Source organism: Rhizobium sp. 32-5/1 (genome assembly GCF_029537235.1).
Lineage (GTDB): Bacteria > Pseudomonadota > Alphaproteobacteria > Rhizobiales > Rhizobiaceae > Pararhizobium.
In genome coordinates this window covers 3,336,375-3,352,157 of sequence record NZ_CP120638.1, presented here as the reverse complement: position 1 = coordinate 3,352,157, position 15,783 = coordinate 3,336,375, and the positions used below count along the sequence as shown (strand labels likewise).

Below are 15,783 nucleotides of genomic sequence, written 5' to 3'. Positions count from 1 at the left end.
ATCCGCACGAGAAAAAGGCGCCACATTGGCGCCTTTGTGCTTTCACGGCTGCAGTTCGACATCCCAGTAGAGATAGTCCATCCAGCTTTCGTGCAGATAGTTCGGCGGGAACAGGCGGCCGTTGTTGTGCAGGTCCTGCACCGTCGGATGATACGGCTTCTGGTGCGGGAACATGCCGGCGAGGCGCGGCAGCTTACCGCCCTTGCGCAGGTTGCAGGGCGAGCAGGCGGCGACGACATTTTCCCACGTCGTCTGGCCACCGCAGCAGCGCGGGATGACGTGATCGAAGGTCAGATCGTCCGGCGAACCACAATACTGGCACTTGAACTGATCCCGCAGAAAGACGTTGAACCGTGTAAACGCCGGGTGACGGGACGGCTGCACGTAGCTCTTGAGGCACACGACGCTTGGCAGGCGCATGGAGAAGCTGGGCGAGGAAACCTGATGGTCGTATTCGGCCAGGATATGCACGCGGTCAAGAAAAACGGCCTTGATCGCGTCCTGCCAGGACCAGAGCGACAAGGGGTAATAACTCAGTGGCCGGTAGTCAGCGTTCAACACGAGCGCTGGAAGGGCCTGCGGTGAGACTGCAATCGTCAAGCCAGTAAACTCCTGCTCGATTCGGCATCTGTACCTTCTATATTAGGCGCGTTGCGTCAGGATTGTGAAGCCAAAAGGAAAAAGGAAACAAAAGATTCGCTTTTTTCCTTAAGGTGTCACCGGCAGCCCGTCGCGGCGCATTTCGCTGGCGTAATACGCCCAGAAAAGCCTCGCCGCGATGCTGCGCCACGGTGCCCAGATTTGCGTCAACGCATCCAGTTCGCGGGCTGTGGGCTTGGCCTCCAGCGCCAGCCCATGACCAACCGCATTCTGCAGCGCCACATCGCCGACCGGGAAGACATCCGGGTGGCCGGCGCAGAACAGCAGATAGACTTCCGCCGTCCAGCGGCCGACGCCCTTGATCGCCGTCAGTTCACGGATCGCGACAGTCCCCTCCATGGAGCAGATGGCCTCAAGATCGAGGTCGCCGGCAACCACCGCCTCCGCCACACGATGGAGCGTCTCGGCCTTGGCGCGCGACAGGCCGGCCAGCCGGCACTGCTCATCCGTCATGGCGATGACCGCCGGTGCCGTGATTGCGCCCAGCATCACCTCCAGGCGCCGCCAGATTGCCTCGGCGCTGGCTTTCGAAACCATCTGCGAGACGATGATATTGGCGATCCCGCGATAACCCGGATCCGTTCGTCTCAGCGGCACCGGGCCGGCCTTGGCAACGATGGGATCGAGACGGGCGTCGAGCATGACCAGGCCTTCGAGACCGGATGCAATATCGTCGTGGGTGCGGATGATCCGCATGGCTTGACCTCCAGCGAGGCCGGCCGGACAACACGATGTCGAAGCACGTGGCCCGCCGCCCGCTTCCGTGCCAAGAAGAAACCATGAACCAGACTTTGTCAAAACCACCCGTCTTTCGCTTCGCCCCCAGCCCCAATGGCCTGCTGCATCTGGGGCACGCTTTGTCCGCCATCCTCAACCAGGATATGGCGCGTCAGGCCGGCGGCCGCTTGCTGCTGCGCTTGGAGGATATCGACACAGCGCGCTGCACCCCGGAATTTGAAGCGGCAGCGCTGGAAGACCTTGCCTGGCTGGGCTTGGAGTGGGAAGAACCGGTGCGCCGGCAGTCGGATCATTTCGACGTCTATCGCGAGGCGCTCCGCCGGTTGATTGCCATGGATATTGCCTATCCAGCCTTTCTCACGCGCGGCGCCATCAAGACCACCGTCGAGACATTCGAACAACGCGGCAAGCCCTGGCCACGCGACCCGGACGGCGCACCGCTCTATCCGCCGGAGGAAAGCCGCCTCTCCGCCACCCAGCAACAGCGCCTGCTAGTGTCGGGAAAACAGCATGCCTGGCGGCTGAACATGGCAAAGGCAATTGCGGCAGTGGGCGCCCCCTGACCTGGCAGGAAACAGGAATCGGGCCGAAGGGTGAAACAGGGGTAATTTCTGCCGATCCATCTATCTGGGGCGATGTCGTCCTGTCGCGGGCCGATGCGCCTTCAAGCTACCATCTGTCGGTGACGATCGACGATGCGCTGCAGGATGTCACGCATGTCGTGCGCGGGCAGGATCTGTTCCACGCAACGGCGGTGCACCGCCTGCTGCAAAAGGTGCTCGGCCTGCCGGAGCCGGTTTATCATCACCACAGGCTGATCCTCGGACAGGATGGCCGCAAGCTCTCGAAGAGCAACCGCGACACGGGCATCGCCACCCTGCGCGCTGCCGGCAAAACGCCGAATGATATTCGCTCAGCTGTCCTATAAGACCGTTTCGGCGGGCCGTTCCGGCTGCGGAGTTTCGGCCTGAGGCTCCTGTGGGCTCCTGGCACCGCGAAAACTCTGGATCACCATGCGCTTGACCTTGTATTTCATGATCGCCGCGTTGATCTCGGCACCGATGATGAAGATCGCCCCGACGATATAGAGAAAGACCAGCGCGATCATGATCGAGGCGAGCCCAGCATAGGTCGAGACGTAATTGGCGAAGGAGCTGAGGTAGGAGGCAAAGACATAGGCCCCCACCGACCAGGCGGTCAGCGTCAGGATGATGCCGGGCAAGACGTCCATGATCTTGCGCCGCCCGTCCGGAAGCCAGAGGTGGCTGACGATCAGGCCCGCGGTCAGCATGACAAACACGCCAGCAAGGCTCCAACTGTCGAGCAGGCTCAAGAGATTGTTGAACAGCGGCAGATAGGTTCCGGCATAGCGCAGTGCGAGCGGCACGGCGACGAGCAGGATGCTGACCATGGCAAGAACCAGGACCCCCGCCAGGACGAAGGCAAGGCTCGCAATCCGGGTCTTGTACCAAGCGCGGCTTTCCGAGACCCGGTAGGCGCGGTTGAGCGAGACACGGAGCGCCTCGACACCGTTGGATGCGAAATACGCGGCCGCCAGCACCGAGATTGTCAACAAACCGCCGCGCGGAATGGTCAGGACCTGCACGACCTCGTCGGAAATCGGCTTGGCGATCGATTCCGGCCAGGTGTCGAAGATGAAATGCACCGCCGTGACCGCAAACTGGTCGGCGCCGAGAAAACTGCCGAGCGCCGTTCCGAAAATGAGAAAGGGGAATATGGCCAGCAGCGTCGACAAGGCCACATGGCTCGCCATGGCCCAGCCGTCGTCCTCGCTGAAATGCCACAGCGCGTCGAAGATGACCTTCCAGGCGATACGAACGAAGGCCGGCATCCTGTCTCCAATTGTCTCTTGCGCCATTCAAGTGTAACCCGTTCCCGAATATGGGAAAGCACACGCAAATGTCTACGGGAACGGGCCGAATGAAGGACAAACCGAGCATAATAGTCACCGGCTGCTCTTCCGGCATCGGTGCCTATTGCGCCCGCGCACTGAAAAACGACGGCTGGCGGGTCTTTGCGACGGTACGCCGCACCGAGGATCTGCAAGCGTTGGAAGCCGATGGCATCGAGGCCTTCCTCATGGATTACACCAACGCAGACAGCATATCGGATCTCGTCGAACAGGTTTTTGCACGCACCGGCGGCCAGCTCGATGCGCTGTTCAACAATGGCGCCTACGGCCAGGCGGGCGCAGTGGAGGATTTGCCGACAGAGGCTCTCCGGATACAGCTGGAAACCAATGTGATCGGCTGGCACGACCTGACCCGACGCGTCATCCCGGCAATGCGGGCGCAGGGGCATGGGCGGATCGTCCAGTGCTCATCCATTCTCGGCATCGTGCCGTATAAATGGAGAGGTGCCTACAATGCCTCGAAATTCGCTCTGGAAGGCCTGTCTCTGACGATGCGCATGGAACTGGAAGGCAGCGGTATCGAGGTCAGCCTCATCGAACCGGGACCGATCGCCTCGCGCTTCACGGCCAACGCGATCACCCATATCGAACGGCATATCGATCTGAAGGGCTCGGTGCACGCGGTCGAATATGAAAAACAAATGCGCCGGCTGCGCGGGAAGGAAAGCCCGCCACCGGCAAGCTCAACCCCGATGCGGTCTATGACGTGCTGAAACACGCGCTGACGGCAAAAAGCCGAGGCCGCATTACATTGTAACCCGGCCGGCCCGGCAAGGCGCCCTGTTGAAGAAGCTCCTGCCCGCTGGTCTGTTTTACCGCATCATCGGCCGTCTCGGCTGATCGCAAAGGCAAAGGTACTTGTCCCATGTCCAGTTTCCTCACCGGCCTGACGCTGCTCGTCATGGGCCTCGTCGTCATCGTCCTCATCCGCGGTCTCTTGCACATGGCCAAGGGCGGCAGCGGCAACACGTCGAACAAGCTGATGCAGGCGCGCGTCCTGCTGCAGGCGGTTGCCATCGCGCTGATCATGCTGACATTGTGGATCACCGGCGGCGGTCGCTAAGCAACAAGAAGAACGGCATCATGGTCAAACTCAACAAGATCTATACCAAGACCGGCGACGACGGCACGACAGGGCTCGCCACTGGTCCGCGCCGCCTGAAATCGGATCTGCGCGTCGAAGCCTATGGAACGATCGACGAGACGAATTCCGTTATCGGACTGGCCCGGCAATACATCTCGGATATGGCGGACCTCGACGCCATGCTGATGCGCATCCAAAACGACCTGTTCGATCTCGGTGCCGACCTCGCGACTCCGGAGACGGGCGAGACGATGGAATACGAACCGCTGCGGATCGTGGCGGCGCAAGTGGCCCGCATCGAAGCGGAAATCGACCTTTTGAACGCCGATCTGGAGCCCTTGCGCTCCTTCGTCCTTCCGGGCGGCGGAAAGGCCTCGGCGACGCTGCATGTCGCCCGCACGGTCGCCCGCCGCGCCGAGCGGCAAATGGTCGAATTGACCCGCCAGCCCGACGAAATCGTCAGCCGGGAGGCCCTGGAATACATCAACCGCCTGTCGGATTTCCTGTTCGTCGCGGCGCGCTGGACCAATGACAAGGGCCGCGCGGATGTGCTTTGGGTTCCCGGAAAAAACAGGTAATGTCGCTCAGGATCTGATCGCCTTTCAGGGGACCGCATGTTCATACCGCTGCACGACGCGAATTCCCTGAAACACATCAAGCTGCAATATGTGACGATCGGCCTGATCGTCATCAACGTGGTCATATGGCTGATCACGGGGCCGGTTCTCGCACCGGAGGCCTTCTCCAATGCTGCCGTGGTCGGGCTCGGTTATATTCCGGCCGTCGTCTTCGACTATGCAACGCTGGAGCCCGGACTGGTGCTGGTGCCGGACGAGGCGACCTATGTCACCTATGCCTTCCTGCATGGCGATTTCTGGCATCTGGCCGGCAACATGCTGTTCCTCTGGGTGTTCGGCGACAATGTCGAGGATGCGCTGGGCCATGTGCGTTTCCTGATCTTCTATCTGCTCTGCGCCGCCGCTGGCGCCTTCCTGCACGGGCTGATCGATGTCGAATCGCAGGCGCCGCTGATCGGCGCGTCGGGCGCCATCTCAGGCGTCGTGGCGGCCTATTTTCTGCTCCACCCCAAGGTGCGCGTCTGGGTGCTGGTCCTCTTTCGCATTCCGCTTCCCTTACCGGCCGTCATTCCACTGGCCTTCTGGATCGGCCAGCAATTCTTCATGCTCGTGATCGATCCCTCAGGCGGCGTGTCCTGGGGTGCCCATGTCGGCGGTATTCTTGCAGGCGCCCTGCTGGTGGTCATTTTGCGACGCCGCGGCGTGCCCTCTTCGACCGGACGATCGTCAGTCCAAGGGCGGTCGAGCACATACAGGCAACGCCGGCCGAAGCGGCAGCCACCGTCGAGACGAAACCCGATCAGCCGAGTCCATGGGGCCGGCCGACCTGACACGGGCATTGTCGAAAGCATCGAGAGCCCGGCGCAGGGCCGCAAATTCAATGACTTCAACAGAGGAAAGTCCGGCCACGCGCCTGCCCGCTCCATCAATCAAACAAATCTTGCCTATGATTTTATTGACGTGAACGTAAACGTCATTTAAATTCCGAGCTTACAGCCATATGCCGCACCCGGGCAAAGATTGTAATTCGGGAAAAACGCGTATCGATGTCGCCAACCGACAATCAGGCCGCTTCGTTAAAGCGCATTTTCCTGCAAACGCACTGAAGGAAGGATTCCATGAAAGTTCTCGTCACCGTCAAGCGGGTTGTTGACTACAACGTGAAGATCCGCGTCAAGCCGGATGGTTCCGGCGTCGAACTCGCCAATGTGAAGATGTCGATGAACCCGTTCGACGAAATCTCGGTCGAGGAAGCCCTTCGCCTCCGGGAATCCGGCAAGGCAACCGAAGTCGTCGTCGTCTCCGTGGGTCCGGCCAAGGCCGAGGAAACGTTGCGCACGGCGCTGGCCATGGGCGCCGATCGGGCGATCTTGGTCGAGACCGAGGATCAGGTCGAGCCGCTGGCGGTTGCCAAGATCATCAAGGGTGTGGCGGAAGCAGAACAGCCGGGGCTTATCATCGTCGGCAAGCAGGCGATCGACGACGATTCGAACCAGACCGGACAGATGCTGTCGGCGCTGCTCGGCTGGGCGCAGGGCACCTTTGCCTCGAAAATCGAGATCGGCGACGGCAAGGCTGAGGTCACCCGCGAAGTCGATGGTGGTCTGCAGACCATCGAGATCAAGCTGCCGGCGGTCGTCACTACCGACCTGCGCCTCAACGAGCCGCGCTACGCTTCGCTGCCGAACATCATGAAGGCGAAGAAGAAGCCGCTCGACAAGAAGACGCCCGCCGATTTCGGTGTCGACACGACGCCGCGCCTCAAGGTTCTCAAGACCGAGGAGCCAGGCGGCCGCAAGGCCGGCATCAAGGTCAAGTCCGTCGCCGAGCTGGTCGATAAGCTGAAAAACGAAGCCGGCGTCCTCTAAGGTCCAGAAAAGGAGATTTCATCATGGCCATTCTTCTTCTGGCTGATCACGACAACGCAACCCTGTCCGACCAGACCGCCAAGACGCTGACGGCAGCGTCGAAGATCGGCGGCGACGTTCATGTGCTGGTCGCCGGCAAGGGCGCCCAGGGTGCTGCCGATGCCGCTGCCAAACTCTCCGGCGTTTCCAAGGTGCTGCTCGCCGAAAGCGACGACCTTGCCAACAACCTCGCAGAACCGCTGGCAGCGCTGATCGTCTCGCTCGCCGGTTCCTACGACACCATCATCTCGGCAGCGACATCTGTCGGCAAGAACGTGCTGCCGCGCGTTGCCGCTCTGCTCGACATCGCCCAGATCTCGGAAATCACCGAGGTTGTCTCGGCCGACACCTTCAAGCGCCCGATCTATGCCGGCAACGCCATCCAGACGGTACAGTCGTCTGAGGCCAAGAAGGTGATCACCGTGCGGACGGCCTCGTTCGCCTCCGCTGGTGAAGGCGGTTCGGCATCGGTAGAGAGCATCTCGGCGGCGGCCAACCCCGGCCTGTCGACCTTCGTCAAGGATGCCCTGTCCTCGTCGGATCGTCCGGAACTGACGTCTGCCAAGATCATCATCTCGGGTGGTCGCGCGCTGGGTTCCGCGGAGAAGTTCCAGGAAGTCATCCTTCCGGTTGCCGACAAGCTCGGTGCCGCCGTCGGCGCATCGCGCGCCGCGGTCGACGCCGGTTACGCCCCCAACGACTGGCAGGTCGGCCAGACCGGCAAGGTCGTTGCCCCGCAGCTCTACATCGCGGTCGGCATTTCCGGCGCCATCCAGCACCTGGCCGGCATGAAGGACTCGAAGGTTATCGTCGCCATCAACAAGGACGAGGAAGCCCCGATCTTCCAGGTCGCGGACTACGGCCTCGTCGGCGACCTGTTCACGATCCTGCCGGAACTCGAAAAGGCGCTCTGAACGCCTTGATCCGCTAAAAAATCAGGCGATCACGTCGATGGCGTGGTCGCCTTTTTGTTACCTGTCCTTAAGGCCGGAGTTGCTCTTTGCGAACATGGCAGAGTTGCGGCGAAGCAATCAATAAAGGCTGGAAAATTAGGACATATGGCTTTATCACTGGCTCCGGACCGGACCGGCCGGTCCAGTGGTGTCTTTGCATAAACGGAAGTCGCAATCGCGCTTTCGTCCTGATGATGGAAAATCGGCTCGATGATCAAGAATGTCGGAATTGTTGGCGCGGGGCAGATGGGCTGCGGCATAGCCCAGGTATCGGCAGTGGCCGGCTACAAGGTCCATATCTACGATATTTCCGCAGACCGCATCGAGGCAGGCCTTGCAACGATCAACGGCAACCTCGCCCGCCAGGTCTCCTCCGGCAAGATGACCGATGACGAGCGCAAGAAGGCGCTGTCGCTGATCAAGGGATCCGCCGATCTCAACGACCTCTCGCCGATGGACCTGGTGATCGAGGCCGCAACCGAGGACGAAACCGTCAAGCGCAAGATCTACGGTCAGGTCTGTCCTGTGCTGAAGGCTGACGCCATCCTTGCGACCAACACCTCGTCGCTGTCGATCACCCGCCTCGCCTCAGCCACCGACCGGCCGGAACGCTTCATGGGCATCCACTTCATGAATCCGGTCCCGGTGATGAAGCTGGTGGAGCTGGTGCGCGGCATAGCCACCGAGGAAGAAACCTTCTCGTCTGCCAAACAATTCGTCACTGCGCTCGACAAGACGATCACCGTCGCCGAGGATTTCCCGGCCTTCATCGTCAACCGCATCCTGCTGCCGATGATCAACGAGGCGATCTACACGCTCTATGAAGGCGTCGGCTCGGTCGAAGCCATCGATACCGCGATGAAACTCGGCGCAAACCACCCGATGGGGCCGCTGCAGCTTGCCGATTTCATCGGTCTCGATACGTGCCTGTCGATCATGCAGGTCCTGCATGACGGCCTCGCCGATCTCGAAATATCGTCCCTGCCCGCTGCTGGTCAAATATGTCGAAGCCGGCTGGCTCGGCCGCAAATCCGGCCGCGGTTTCTACGATTATCGCGGCGAAGTTCCGGTTCCGACGCGTTGATCTCTGTTCCCTCTTCTCCCCAGCGGGGAGAAGAGCCGAGGGTATGCGAGGCAATGAGGGGGTCGTGCGGAAAATTCTGAATTCGCGGGAAGGCCCCTCATCCGCCCTTCGGGCACCTTCTCCCCGCAGGGGAGAAGAGGGAGAATGCCGCCCAGTCTCAGAAATTTGGCTTAGCTTCCGCCCATCGCCGCCTTCACCAGAGCCTTGGCGTCTTCGCTGTCCCAGACCGCTGGGCCGTTCATTGCTGAAATCAGGCACCCCTTGTCGTCCATCAAGAGCGTCACGGGCAGGCCGAAGGCGAGGCCCTCTTTCTTCAGCGCATTGAAGACGCCCATCGAGGAATCACGATAGTAACCGAGGTCATGAACCTTGGTTTCGTCAAGAAAGGCCTTTGGCTTCTCGTCGTCGCCGATATCGATATTGACGGCGACCACTTCAAATTTGTCGCTGCCTGCTGACTGCTGCAGGGCATTCAGGGCCGGCATCTCCTCGCGGCAGGGCACGCACCACGTCGCCCAAAGATTGAGAAGGACTGTCTTCCCGTCGAAATCGGCCAGTGTCAGGTCCTTGCCATCCTTGTTCTTGAACGTCAGCCCGGCAAGCGGGCGCGGCTCGCTGACAGGCGCCATGGCGGCGACCTGGCCTTTCAGGAACGGCGTGATCGCCGCCACCTTGTCCTTGGCCGCTTCGCAGCGCCCAGCATCAGCGGTTTCCGCGACTGTCGCCTTGCCAGACCGGGTTTCGATCACGTATACCCCTGCCGCACCGGCAAAAAGCCCGGCAATGGCGGCAATCGCCACCAGCCTGGCGGCCGAAAGGCGTTTCTTCGGGTCTGTCGTTTGATTTTCCAAGACGGATCATTCTCCAAGGCGGGCATTGTTCATGGCTGACGGCATCTCTGAGACCAAATCCTCCAACCAGATGTGGGGCGGACGCTTCGCCTCGGGGCCGGATGCGATCATGGAGGAGATAAATGCCTCGATCGGCTTCGACAAGAAGCTTTTCGCACAGGATATCCGCGGCTCAATAGCGCATGCCACCATGCTGGCCCATCAAGGCATCATTTCCAACGACGATAAAGACAAGATCGTTCACGGTCTCGACACGATCCTGTCAGAGATCGAAAGCGGCCAGTTCGAATTCTCCCGTCGCCTCGAAGACATCCATATGAACATCGAGGCACGGCTTGCGACCCTGATCGGCCCGGCCGCCGGACGCCTGCACACCGCCCGCTCGCGCAATGACCAGGTGGCGCTCGATTTTCGCTTGTGGGTGAAGGAAGAACTGCAGAAATGCGAGACGATGCTGACCGGCCTGATCGCCGCCTTTCTCGACCGCGCGGAAGAGCATGCCGACACCGTCATGCCCGGCTTCACCCATCTGCAGACCGCCCAGCCGGTGACCTTCGGTCATCACTGCATGGCCTATGTCGAAATGTTCGGTCGCGACAGGTCGCGCGTCCGCCACGCGATCGAGCACATGGATGAAAGCCCGATCGGCGCTGCCGCCCTTGCCGGCACCGGCTTTCCGATCGACCGCCACATGACGGCGAGGGCGCTCGGTTTCCGCGAGCCAACCCGCAATTCGATCGACACCGTCTCCGACCGCGATTTCGCGCTGGAATTCCTGGCGCTGGCCTCGATCTGCGCGGTGCACCTTTCGCGGCTCGCCGAAGAGATCGTCATCTGGTCGACGCCGCAATTCGGCTTCATCCGCCTGTCGGACGCGTTTTCGACCGGCTCCTCGATCATGCCGCAGAAGAAGAACCCCGACGCCGCCGAACTGGTGCGCGCCAAGACCGGCCGCATCAACGGCTCGCTGATCGCGCTGCTCACCGTCATGAAGGGCCTGCCGCTCGCCTATTCCAAGGACATGCAGGAAGACAAGGAGCAGGTCTTCGATTCGGCTGAAAGCCTGGAACTGGCGATCGCCGCCATGACCGGCATGGTGCGCGACATGACCATCCGCACCGACCGTATGAAGGCGGCTGCCGGCTCCGGCTATTCCACCGCCACCGATCTCGCCGACTGGCTGGTGCGCGAGGCCGGCCTGCCCTTCCGCGACGCCCATCACGTGACCGGCCATGCGGTTGCGCTTGCCGAGACGAAGGGTTGCGAACTGGCCGAGCTCTCGCTGGAAGACCTGCAGGCGCTCAATCCTGCCATCACCGACAAGGTTTTTGGCGTGCTGACCGTGGAAGCCTCGGTCGCCAGCCGCACATCCTTCGGCGGCACGGCACCGAGCGAAGTGCGCAAGCAGATCGCCTGGTGGCGCGCGCGAAACTGAGACACAAGATTCAGGGTGCACAACATCCTGAAAACTCGTTATGAGTTCTGACGAATTGTAGGAATGGCCGATCTTCCGGGCCGGGAAAGAGTTCCATGCTTCTGCGAAACACAGTTTATCTCCTCGTCGGGCTGGCTGCAGCCAGCGTCGCGCTTTCGGGCTGCGGCCGCAAGGGCGACCTCGACCGGCCGGGCATGAGCACGCCGTTGAACACCAAGACGCCCGCCGGCACGGCAGAGACGAAACAGGAAGCCGAAGACCGGCCCTTCCTTCTCGATCCCCTCCTCTAGTCAGAGCACTCCCTTGAACCATTTCGAACATCGCAACGGCGTTCTCCATGCGGAAGACGTAGCCATAACCGACATCGCCAAGGCCGTTGGCACGCCCTTCTACTGCTATTCGACTGCGACGCTCGAGCGCCACTATTCGGTCTTCTCCAAGGCTTTCGCTGATGTCGATGCGATGGTCTGCTATGCGATGAAGGCCAATTCAAACCAGGCCGTATTGAAGACCCTCGGCCGGCTTGGTGCCGGGGTCGATGTGGTCTCGGGCGGCGAACTGCGCCGGGCGCTTGCCGCCGGTATCCCCGCCTCGCGCATCATGTTCTCCGGCGTCGGCAAGACGGCTGCGGAGATGGATCTCGCGCTCGACGCCGGCATTTATTGCTTCAATGTCGAATCCGAGCCGGAACTGGAAGTGCTGAACGCGCGTGCCGTGCGCGAGGGCAAGAAGGCGCATGTCTCCTTCCGCATCAACCCTGATGTCGATGCTCGGACCCACGCCAAGATTTCGACCGGCAAGAAGGAAAACAAGTTCGGCATTTCCTATGAGCGCGCGCGGGCCGTCTACGCCCATGCCGCGGCCCTGCCGGGCATCAAGGTCACCGGCATCGATATGCACATCGGCAGCCAGATCACCGATCTGCAGCCCTTCGAGGAAGCCTTCAAGCTTTTGCGCGAACTCGTTGATTCGCTGCGGTCCGACGGCCATGCGATCGACCACGTCGATGTCGGCGGTGGCCTCGGCATCCCCTACAAGGAAGACAACAACCCGCCGCCGCTACCGGATGCGTATGCCGAAATCGTCAAGAACCAGCTGCGCACGCTTGACTGCAAGATCGTCATGGAGCCCGGTCGGCTGATCGTCGGCAATGCCGGAATCCTGGTGACGGAAGTCATCTATGTGAAGGACGGCGGCTCGAAGACCTTCGTCATCGTCGATGGGGCGATGAACGATCTGATCCGCCCGACGCTTTACGAGGCCTATCACGAGATCCGCCCGGTGCGGATTTCCGCCGCCAACGCGCCGCGCATCAAGGCCGATATCGTCGGCCCGGTCTGCGAGACCGGCGATTATCTGGCACTCGACCGGGAAATGGCCATGCCGAAGCCCGGCGACCTGATCGCGGTCGGTTCGGCCGGAGCCTATGGCGCCGTGCAGGCGGGCACCTACAACACGCGGCTTCTGGTGCCTGAAGTTCTGGTCAGCGGCGACCGCTTCCACGTGATTCGCCCGCGCACCAGCTATGAGGACCTTATCGGTCTCGATTCCGTGCCGGACTGGCTCGCCTAGCAGGCCGGTGGCACAATCGGACCACATCTGTTGACGGCGCGACGCGACAGGGTCGCTTTTCGATCACGATTTCGTTGTCGCCCTCGTCTTCGCCACAAAGAGTGTTATCCTTTGCTCGTAATCGGTCTGGCCTGTTGGTCGGAAATGCGCCGCTACGCGCAGGCGTGAAAAGGAAGAGCAACGGATGACGGAAATCCGGCGGGATGCACCAGACTCACAGATCCGGCTCGCCAGTCTGCTGGGCGTGAAACGCTTCCTCGCCCGTCTCGTTCTCGTTGCAGAACAGAGCGTGCCGCGCGCCGTTCCCCCGGCAATCGTCGTCATGCTCTTTCTTTCTACGGTATGGTTCGGCTTTTTCCGCAGCGTTCCAACATGGCTGCATGGCCTCGCCCTCTTTGCCTTTGCCATCGCCTTCATCCTGCTTCTGATCCCGCTTGCCCGCATCCGCTGGCCGGATGTGTCCGAAGCGGATCGCATGCTCGAGGCTCGCAATGCTCTGCCGCATCAGGCGATCCGCGTGCAGGAAGACCAGCCGGCAACGGATGGCGCCTTTGGCCTTGCGCTTTGGCAGGAACACCAGAAGCGCATGGCGCGCATGATCGGCGCGCTTGACGCGGGCATGCCGCGACCGGATATCGCCCGGCACGATCCCTTTGCGCTTCGGGCCATCCCCGTGCTCCTCGTCTGCGTCGCCTTCGTCTATTCCTATTCCAACCGCGCCGGCCTTTTGGCCGATGTCGTCCATCTGCCACAGCCGGTGGTGTCGAAGCCCGATATCCGCATTGACGCCTGGGTGACGCCGCCCGCCTATACCGGGCGCGCACCGATTTTCCTCACCGGCAACCAGGCCGGCGAGCAGGCAAACACGGACGCACTGCGCATCCCGCAATTCAGCGACGTGACGGTGCGCATCACCAGCGCTGCTGGTTCGACGCCGGTCACCTATCTGGAAAAGACGCCGCCGCGCCGATCGTTATTGCGGCCGAAGAGGTAAAGGCAGCGACAGAGACCGCGGAAAAACCGGTCGAGACCGCAGCGGCCGTACCGGTGCCTGCACAGGGCGAAACCCACCTCTACAAGATCACCCGCGACGGCGCGCTCGATGTCGGCGGGCGGCAGTGGAATTTCACGGTCATTCCCGACAGCGTGCCGGAGATTGCCTTCGACGGCCTGCCACGCGGTACCGTCAATGCCGCACTGGAAATCGGCTTTCTCGCCAAGGACGATTACGGGCTGCAGCAGGCCTGGGCGGAGATCAAGCCGCTAGAGGCACCCGCAGCGGACGCCAAACCGCTTTATCCGCTACCCGAATACCGCCTCGATCTGCCGCGCCGCAACGCGCGCGACGCCAAGGGGCTGACGAGCCGCAATCTCAGCGAACATCCGCTGTCCGGAAAGCGCGTCCGCATCACGCTGGTCGCCCGCGATGCCGCCGGCCAGGAAGGCCGCAGCGTTCCGCAGGACATGGTGCTGCCGGGGCGTCAATTCTTCGAGCCGCTCGCCGGCGCCGTTGCCGAACAGCGGCAGGTCTTTGCGTTGAATGCCAAGGAGCTTCCCGGGCGCTCGATCTCAATGATGCCGTGATGGTCCGCCCGGACGAGAACATTCCGAACCTGACCCATTACCTCCTGCTGCAATCGGCCCGCAGCCGCATGGAAATGGCCTATAATGACGACATGCTGCGCGATGCCGCCGATCACCTGTGGGAAATCGCGCTCGGCATCGAGGATGGCGACTTGTCGCTCGCCGATCGCCGCCTGCGCGATGCGCAGCAGGCGCTGTCCGACGCGCTGGAAAAGGGTGCGTCCGACGAAGAAATCGCCAAGCTGATGCAGGAACTGCGCGACGCCATGCAGGAATACATGAAGGCCCTGGCCCAGCAGGCGATGAAGAACCCGCAAATGGCGGCCCGACCGGAGCCGAACAATTCGCTGCGCCAGCAGGACCTGGAAAAGATGATGGACCAGATCGAGAATCTGGCGAAATCCGGTGCAAAGGATCAGGCCCGCCAGATGCTGTCCGAAATGCAGCGGATGATGAACAACCTGCAGGCCGGCAGGCCGCAACAGCAGCAGGGCCAGGAAAACAGCGAAATGCGCCAGCAGATGGATAAGCTCGGCGAACTGATGCAGCAGCAGCAGCAACTGATGGACGAGACATTCAAGTTCGACCAGGCCCTGCGCGACCGCATGCAGCGCGGCGACCCGCTGCAGGGCGAGGACAACGAACTGTTCGGCCAGGACATGCCGCAGGATCCGGGCCAGCAACAGCAGCCGGGCGGCGAACAGAACCCGACCGACCAGATGACGGCCGAACAGCTGAAGGAAGCGCTGAAGCAGCTGCGCGCCCAGCAGGAAGCGCTCGGCAAGCAGCTTGGCGAAATCCAGAAGGGACTTGAGGGCATGGGCATCAAGCCCGGCAAGGGTTTCGGTCAGGCCGGCCGCGAAATGAAGGGCGCTGCGGGCGCTCTTGGCCAGGGTCAGGGCGAACAGGCCGTCGGCAGCCAGGGCCGCGCGCTGCAGGCGCTGCGCGAAGGCGCACAGGACATGATGCAGCAGATGCAGGGCCAGGGACAAGGCCCCGGCCAGGGACAGGGCGTCCCGCAATACGGCCAGAACGGCCGCGATCCGCTCGGCCGCCGCCAGCAGAATGCCGGCCCGGATTTCGGCGATCAGGTCAAGGTGCCGGACGAGATCGACACGCAACGCGCACGCGAAATCCTGGAAGAGATCCGCCGCCGTCTGGGCACGAATTCATCGCCGGAGACGGAGCGGCAGTATCTGGAACGGTTGCTGGATATCAGGTGAGGTCTAAAACGCACGCCTTTTGGCGTGTATCGGAAGTGCCGGAAAATACCCCTCTGTCGGCTACGCCGACATCTCCCCACAAGGGTGGAGATTGACCGCTCATATTCTGCGTCCCTGACTTGAAGAGTTTGATGAAAAAGAATGATCTCCCCCTTGTGGGGGAGATGTCACGCAGTGACAG

The 15,783-nt window shown here is 61.7% G+C and carries 11 protein-coding genes and 5 pseudogenes; 12 read left to right on the top strand and 4 right to left on the bottom strand.

The window, feature by feature from the left end:
* Nucleotides 1–42 precede the first annotated feature (42 nt).
* Together P6U16_RS16860 and P6U16_RS16855 are read right to left on the bottom strand one after the other, a co-directional pair.
* Complete coding sequence (locus P6U16_RS16860) at nt 43–600, bottom strand: HNH endonuclease (RefSeq protein WP_071834982.1); 558 nt, start codon at nt 598–600, stop codon at nt 43–45.
* A gap of 108 nt (nt 601–708) precedes the next feature.
* Nucleotides 709–1,356, bottom strand: coding sequence for a DNA-3-methyladenine glycosylase (locus P6U16_RS16855; protein ID WP_277701482.1), 648 nt, complete (start codon nt 1,354–1,356; stop codon nt 709–711).
* An 83-nt stretch (nt 1,357–1,439) separates the two neighbouring features.
* On the opposite strand from P6U16_RS16855, the pseudogene gluQRS reads away from it, so the two are divergent.
* Nucleotides 1,440–2,326: pseudogene (gene gluQRS, locus P6U16_RS16850) on the top strand (tRNA glutamyl-Q(34) synthetase GluQRS).
* Here the strand turns inward: gluQRS and P6U16_RS16845 are convergent.
* Entirely contained in the window at nt 2,321–3,250 is a 930-nt protein-coding gene (locus tag P6U16_RS16845; protein WP_277701481.1) for a YihY/virulence factor BrkB family protein, read from the bottom strand. The pseudogene gluQRS and the gene P6U16_RS16845 overlap by 6 nt on opposite strands.
* A gap of 89 nt (nt 3,251–3,339) precedes the next feature.
* Between P6U16_RS16845 and P6U16_RS16840 the strand changes: the two are divergent.
* The 7 genes and pseudogenes from P6U16_RS16840 to P6U16_RS16810 all read left to right on the top strand — a co-directional run bounded on the left by P6U16_RS16840 (nt 3,340) and on the right by P6U16_RS16810 (nt 8,937).
* Nucleotides 3,340–4,171 (top strand): annotated as a pseudogene (locus P6U16_RS16840) (SDR family oxidoreductase).
* Between the two features lie 25 nt (nt 4,172–4,196).
* Nucleotides 4,197–4,394, top strand: coding sequence for a twin transmembrane helix small protein (locus tag P6U16_RS16835; protein WP_277701480.1), 198 nt, complete (start codon nt 4,197–4,199; stop codon nt 4,392–4,394).
* 20 nt (nt 4,395–4,414) lie between these two features.
* A complete protein-coding gene (locus P6U16_RS16830) occupies nt 4,415–4,993 on the top strand; it encodes a cob(I)yrinic acid a,c-diamide adenosyltransferase (RefSeq protein WP_277701479.1) in 579 nt (192 codons plus the stop codon).
* 36 nt (nt 4,994–5,029) lie between these two features.
* Nucleotides 5,030–5,823 (top strand): annotated as a pseudogene (locus P6U16_RS16825) (rhomboid family intramembrane serine protease).
* 288 nt (nt 5,824–6,111) lie between these two features.
* Nucleotides 6,112–6,861, top strand: a complete 750-nt coding sequence (locus P6U16_RS16820; protein WP_277701478.1) for an electron transfer flavoprotein subunit beta/FixA family protein — start codon at nt 6,112–6,114, stop codon at nt 6,859–6,861.
* A gap of 23 nt (nt 6,862–6,884) precedes the next feature.
* Nucleotides 6,885–7,814 (top strand): electron transfer flavoprotein subunit alpha/FixB family protein, encoded by a 930-nt coding sequence (locus P6U16_RS16815; RefSeq protein WP_277701477.1) that lies wholly within the window; start codon nt 6,885–6,887, stop codon nt 7,812–7,814.
* 249 nt (nt 7,815–8,063) lie between these two features.
* Nucleotides 8,064–8,937 (top strand): annotated as a pseudogene (locus P6U16_RS16810) (3-hydroxybutyryl-CoA dehydrogenase).
* A 170-nt stretch (nt 8,938–9,107) separates the two neighbouring features.
* Here P6U16_RS16810 and P6U16_RS16805 read toward each other — a convergent pair.
* Nucleotides 9,108–9,788, bottom strand: a complete 681-nt coding sequence (locus P6U16_RS16805; protein WP_277701476.1) for a TlpA disulfide reductase family protein — start codon at nt 9,786–9,788, stop codon at nt 9,108–9,110.
* Nucleotides 9,789–9,819: 31 nt separating this feature from the next.
* On the opposite strand from P6U16_RS16805, the gene argH reads away from it, so the two are divergent.
* From argH to P6U16_RS16785, 4 genes and pseudogenes are all read left to right on the top strand, one after another.
* A complete protein-coding gene (gene argH / locus P6U16_RS16800; RefSeq protein ID WP_277701475.1) occupies nt 9,820–11,223 on the top strand; it encodes an argininosuccinate lyase in 1,404 nt (467 codons plus the stop codon).
* A gap of 95 nt (nt 11,224–11,318) precedes the next feature.
* Nucleotides 11,319–11,513: a lipoprotein gene (locus tag P6U16_RS16795; RefSeq protein ID WP_277701474.1), complete on the top strand. Its 195-nt coding sequence runs from the start codon at nt 11,319–11,321 to the stop codon at nt 11,511–11,513.
* 13 nt (nt 11,514–11,526) lie between these two features.
* Complete coding sequence (gene lysA, locus P6U16_RS16790; protein ID WP_277701473.1) at nt 11,527–12,795, top strand: diaminopimelate decarboxylase; 1,269 nt, start codon at nt 11,527–11,529, stop codon at nt 12,793–12,795.
* A 184-nt stretch (nt 12,796–12,979) separates the two neighbouring features.
* Nucleotides 12,980–15,602, top strand: a pseudogene (locus P6U16_RS16785) (TIGR02302 family protein).
* Nucleotides 15,603–15,783 lie beyond the last annotated feature (181 nt).